This window comes from Amycolatopsis rhizosphaerae (genome assembly GCF_007713715.1).
Lineage (GTDB): Bacteria > Actinomycetota > Actinomycetes > Mycobacteriales > Pseudonocardiaceae > Amycolatopsis_E > Amycolatopsis_E rhizosphaerae.
Genome location: NZ_VJWX01000552.1, coordinates 1 through 4,599 on the forward strand (window position 1 = coordinate 1; position 4,599 = coordinate 4,599).

Genomic DNA, 4,599 nt, shown 5'->3' on the forward strand with positions numbered 1-4,599 from the left:
GTATGAGGCAAAGATGCTCGGCCATTTCGACCACCGCTTCTCCACCTACCGCGACGCCACCCAAGCCCAGCTCAACGTCGGCTCGCTTCCCCGCCCCACCACCGAGCAGCACGACGACCCGACGATGGAACCCCTCGCCCGGTACTGGATCGCCCGCCCGGAGGTCACCAAGGCACTCCACGGCAAATGGGACCGCGACTGGCTCCTCGGCTGGCGCAATATCGCCCGCGCCAGCGACATGCGCACGTTCGTGTCAGCCGTGCTACCGACTGCTGCGATAAACCACGCCTTTCCACTCGCCTTTCCCAATTTTCCGGGTAACGGGGCGTTGCTGCAGGCAGTGTGGTCGTCGCTGGCGTTTGATTACGTGGTTCGACAGAAGCTCAGCGGCACGAATATGACGTATGCCGTAGTCAAGCAGCTCGCATGTCCGACCCCGGCGACATTCGCCGAGGCAGCGCCCTGGCGGACCAGCCTCACCCTGTCCGAGTGGGTCGTCCCATACGTGCTCGAACTCTCCTACACTTCCTGGCGCCTGCAGCCGTACGCCCGCGAAATGGGGGACGAGGGGCCGCCGTTCCGTTGGGACCCCGAACGCAGGTCACTTCTGCGCGCGGACCTCGACGCCGCATTCCTCCATATCTATGGTCTGACCCGCGCTGAGGCCGAGCACGTCCTCGACTCTTTCGCCGTGCTCCGTAAGTATGACGAACGTGATTATGGCGAGTACCGCACCCGCCGCCTCGTCCTGGAGGCCTACGACCGCATGGCTGTCGCCATTGCCCCCGGCGGCTCGGCTTGGTCCCCGCTAGCCGAAATCCCTGCAGGGTCTGGTCCCCGCCACCCTGCTCGAGAAGAATGATCTTCATCCACCCGGATCAAGGTGGAGGGCGCAGGCATCTGCGACGGCATGGACGAGATCGATCGCGTCGGAGGTAAGGTCGCGAGCGCCCACCGCCCGAGCCGCCCTGCTCTGGTCCAGACGATCGAGTGCCTCGCCAAGGCCATATGAGGCCTCGACCAGGTCGTCAATGAACCGCAGGGTGCAGGCGGCGGGCTTGGACGTCTGGATCTCGCGAAGCAGCATCCGGTCGTCGGGGTCGACGCTGCGTGCCAGCGCCGCGCATTGCTCCGGTGTCGTTTCCGCCAGTTCCTCCCCCGCCAGCGCCGCGAGGCAGAGCCACGTGACGAGCACGTCCAGGGGTACGTCATCAGGCACGCTCAATGCTGGTGCATCGAGGTTGGCCTCCGCGTTGTTACCCCGGCCAGTACGTTGCAGCCACTCGACGATGTCTTCGCGGCGGAATCGCTCCCTCCCGCCTGAAACCTCCACGGGGTCGGGCAAGGGCACAAGCTGGCCGCGGACGCGCGCCCGGCTGCGCCACATGCTCACGACCGGGCGACGGACACGAGCCAGATCCGCGACATCCTGCGTGTCAACGTCGGCGCGGCACCCGCCACAGCACACCTCCCTCAGTCATCCTGTAGGACTCACACAGAGTACTGAGAGTCGCGTTTGTGTTGAGCCTGAACGACGGCGCCACGCGGGTCGTCATCGAGATGACCGACTCGACCCCGTCCCGGCTGGACCGACTACTTGGTCGACGCCGAGCGCAACCGGGACGCCGTCGCATCGCTCGGGCTTGTCCGCACCATCGACCAGAACGGCGGCCAGATCCTCCGGGTCATCGGCACCCAGCGGCTCGTGCTGGCCTTCGACCCCGACAACGACACCCCCGACCTCCTGCGCACCGTGGTCATGCTCCTGCGAACCACCGCCATCGCGACGGCAAGCCGCAAGGGCGTCCACGAGGTCGCCACGGCTGAGGAGAAGATCGCCGAGGCATTCAACCAGTTGGTGAAGATCGACTCGGTCAAGAAGCTGTCGGCCACGATCCAGAAGTCCGCAACGAAGATCGACAGCGAGTGCACAACCCTGAACTCGGCCGTGCGACGCCTGCTCGACCACGCACTCGTCGCACTGGCCGGTGCCCAAGCGACTGGCCCGGAACTCGTCAGCGAAGCCGAGACCCACGGCGCCGCGTGACCCCCATGAGGGCGACGTTGCCGCGGCAACGTCGCCCCCATGGGGTGCTGCGATCGTGGGCGGGGAGGATGGCCGGGTGCTGATCGTGCGCGCCACCAAGAAGCTGCTGCGCCTGGCGGGTCCGTCCACCGCGCGGGACAACGATCGGGGCACGACGTTGCTGGGTCCGTGGTATGCCACCGTCCTGTTCTGGCGGCCGCGGGTCGTGCTGCTGGTCAACGAGGTGACGTTGCTGCCCGTGCTGCTGCCATTGGCACCTGCGGCGACTCTGACCAGCCGAATCGCCGAGCAGATCAGCACGGTGCTGACCGCCCACCAGACTCCCGTCACGGTCGTCAACCAGGAACGGCGGCACATGCAAACCGTCGAACTGGGTGTCACTGCGAACCGCAGCGTGGTGGGCGTCATGACCGAGCTCGCCCGCCTCGCCGAGATCCACCACCACAACGATCCCACCGTGGGCCTTGTCGAACTCGCGGTCCGACTGGCCACGACCCCGTGCAGCCCGCTGTACAGCAGAAACGTCAGCCCAGACCGCGAACTCACCGCCACGTTGCAAGCGATCACTACCTGACGTCGAGCGCCACCAGACGCGTTCGTCATCCGTACGCCACTGGACGCATAGCCCAGGCAGGCCAAGAACGCTCATGTGAGCCTGATGGCGCCGCGCTCCGTTCTGGGCTGCTGATGACCAACCGTGGCGTCATCCGTGATGCGGCCCTGCCCTCGCCACTGCCGCAAGAGGCGACGGCCGTAGTTGTTCGTGCCCGCGATCCGGTCCAGCTCCGCGCCAGTCGGCGTGCGCCCCTTGGACCGTTCGGTGACGTAGTAGGCCCACATTCGCTGTTCGGCGGTCGGCGGGCAGGACTGCTCCGAGACCACCGCGAGATGCACCACCCGCCCCGTCTCTTTTCCGACCTCGGCTGTCTCGCCGGTCTCGGGGCTTGTCTCGTTCGCGGTGTCTGCGCGGTGGCGTTTGAGCGCCTGGTTGAGAAGTTCGACCGCCAGCAGCAGCGCCAGCGGCGGGCACGCTGCCACAGCTACGGCGAACACGCTCAGTTCCGGCGCGGCAGCGATGTTCGCGCACAAGGACAAGGAGATCCCGAGCGTGAACGCTAACCACGCCGCCCACCGGCCACTCGCCCGCGGGCCACCGTTGGTCTTCCATAGCTCGACCGTGGCCATCGTCAGCAGCCCATCCACGATCAACGGCCAGATGGCGGCCGTGGTCTGGTCCGCGCCGAACCGCAGCGCGAACTCCCGCCCGTGCCGGTAGGAGGCGTATGCCGCGCCAAGTGCGACCAGCGCGGTGCAGGCGCATTGCACCCACAGCGCCTGGTCCCGGCCTCCCCGGATGGTTGCCGTGGCGTTCACCGCAGCACACCTCCCAGCGCGTGCCGCACGTTGGCCGGGTCGCAGGCGACGCAGGCGAACACCTGCGAACCGGTCACCGACCGGCCGACCGGCACGTGCGGAACGCGGACCTGGAGAAAGTCGACGCTGCACGCCACCCAGGCCAGCCCGTTGGCCTGGACCGGGGGCAACCCGGCGATGATCGGGTCGCTGTTCATCGAGAACCACCCGCCACCAGGCGACGGGTGCCCACCGGACGGATGGTGATTTCAGGGCCTTCGACCAGCACTGAGCGGTTCGTATGCTGATGCGTTAGGCCCACTTCTTAGTGATCCCCTTCGATTCAGTCGTTTGTACTGGTCGGAGGGGTTTTCTTGTGCCCTCGTTTGATCTCGGGTGATCGTTGACGCCGCGCTTCTGTTGCTCGTTCTGGGGCAGCTCTGGGGCGCCGAGCGCCGCGTGGCCGAAGCGGGGCAGGCTGTGGCAGCGCAGTCGGCTGCGGTAGCTCTCGAGCGTGCGTTCGTCGAGGTCTAGGGCGGGCAGCCAGCATGCGACCCACTGGGCGAGGGTGGTGCGGCCGGCGGCGGGGTCGACCCAGGTGCCGCGTCGCTGGTCGGTGGCCATGCCCGCGGCGTAAGCGCGCGCGTCGCGTTCGCTGCGGAACCCGCCCACTGACCTGACGCCGGTCCCGGTGGGCCGGTATCGGACTCGCCAGGAATGCTGCCCTGACTGCTCAACCCATGCCATGACGACCTCCAGGAGTGCTGCTGCTCTGGTATCTCCGTCATGGGGGCGACTTCGGGCCTTGTCAAATTTCGGGTCACCCATGGGAAGGCGATGTAGGCCGACCTTGGAGTTGTCCTACCTGGCTCGGCTGGTGGGTTTACCGCGACCAATCGGTGACGACACCTGTCGCCTCGGTGACAGGCCTCCACGCGAGCCTCTTACGCAGAACGCGGCTGCCAGATAGGCAGCTCGCCGTTTCTCGCCGTTGCCTGCGAGCGGCGGACGGCCCGTCCTGTGGGTTTTTCAGCCGCCGGGGAGAGGGTCGGGGTAGCGCTTGAGTACTTCGGGTTGTTGTTCGATGCCGGGCCAGAGGATGGCGTGGTAGAGGTCGTTGCCGTGGAGGCCGTCGGGGGAGATGGTGTTGAAGCCTTTGGCGTGGATGCGGATGGTGTAGGTGCCGGGTGGGATGGGGG

General features: G+C 66.9%; 6 protein-coding genes and 1 pseudogene. 3 read left to right on the forward strand and 4 right to left on the reverse strand.

What is annotated here, in order from left to right:
- A pseudogene (locus FNH05_RS32855) lies at positions 1 to 862 on the forward strand (Eco57I restriction-modification methylase domain-containing protein); the annotation flags it as partial.
- Between the two features lie 3 nt (positions 863 to 865).
- On the opposite strand, the gene FNH05_RS32860 reads toward FNH05_RS32855, so the two are convergent.
- Positions 866 to 1,345: a hypothetical protein gene (locus tag FNH05_RS32860; RefSeq protein ID WP_186382855.1), complete on the reverse strand. Its 480-nt coding sequence runs from the start codon at positions 1,343 to 1,345 to the stop codon at positions 866 to 868.
- Between the two features lie 252 nt (positions 1,346 to 1,597).
- Between FNH05_RS32860 and FNH05_RS32865 the strand changes: the two genes are divergently transcribed.
- Together FNH05_RS32865 and FNH05_RS32870 are read left to right on the forward strand one after the other, a co-directional pair.
- Complete coding sequence (locus FNH05_RS32865) at positions 1,598 to 2,047, forward strand: hypothetical protein (protein ID WP_246128084.1); 450 nt, start codon at positions 1,598 to 1,600, stop codon at positions 2,045 to 2,047.
- A 55-nt stretch (positions 2,048 to 2,102) separates the two neighbouring features.
- On the forward strand, positions 2,103 to 2,621 hold the full coding sequence (locus tag FNH05_RS32870) for a DUF6933 domain-containing protein (RefSeq protein WP_246128085.1): 519 nt from the start codon (positions 2,103 to 2,105) through the stop codon (positions 2,619 to 2,621).
- A 71-nt stretch (positions 2,622 to 2,692) separates the two neighbouring features.
- On the opposite strand, the gene FNH05_RS32875 is transcribed toward FNH05_RS32870, so the two are convergent.
- The 3 genes from FNH05_RS32875 to FNH05_RS32885 all read right to left on the reverse strand — a co-directional run bounded on the left by FNH05_RS32875 (position 2,693) and on the right by FNH05_RS32885 (position 4,024).
- Complete coding sequence (locus tag FNH05_RS32875) at positions 2,693 to 3,421, reverse strand: DUF2637 domain-containing protein (RefSeq protein WP_246128086.1); 729 nt, start codon at positions 3,419 to 3,421, stop codon at positions 2,693 to 2,695.
- Positions 3,418 to 3,618: a hypothetical protein gene (locus FNH05_RS32880; RefSeq protein WP_144592738.1), complete on the reverse strand. Its 201-nt coding sequence runs from the start codon at positions 3,616 to 3,618 to the stop codon at positions 3,418 to 3,420. The genes FNH05_RS32875 and FNH05_RS32880 overlap by 4 nt, the downstream gene beginning before the upstream one ends.
- Before the next feature lie 94 nt (positions 3,619 to 3,712).
- Complete coding sequence (locus tag FNH05_RS32885; protein ID WP_144592739.1) at positions 3,713 to 4,024, reverse strand: hypothetical protein; 312 nt, start codon at positions 4,022 to 4,024, stop codon at positions 3,713 to 3,715.
- Positions 4,025 to 4,599 lie beyond the last annotated feature (575 nt).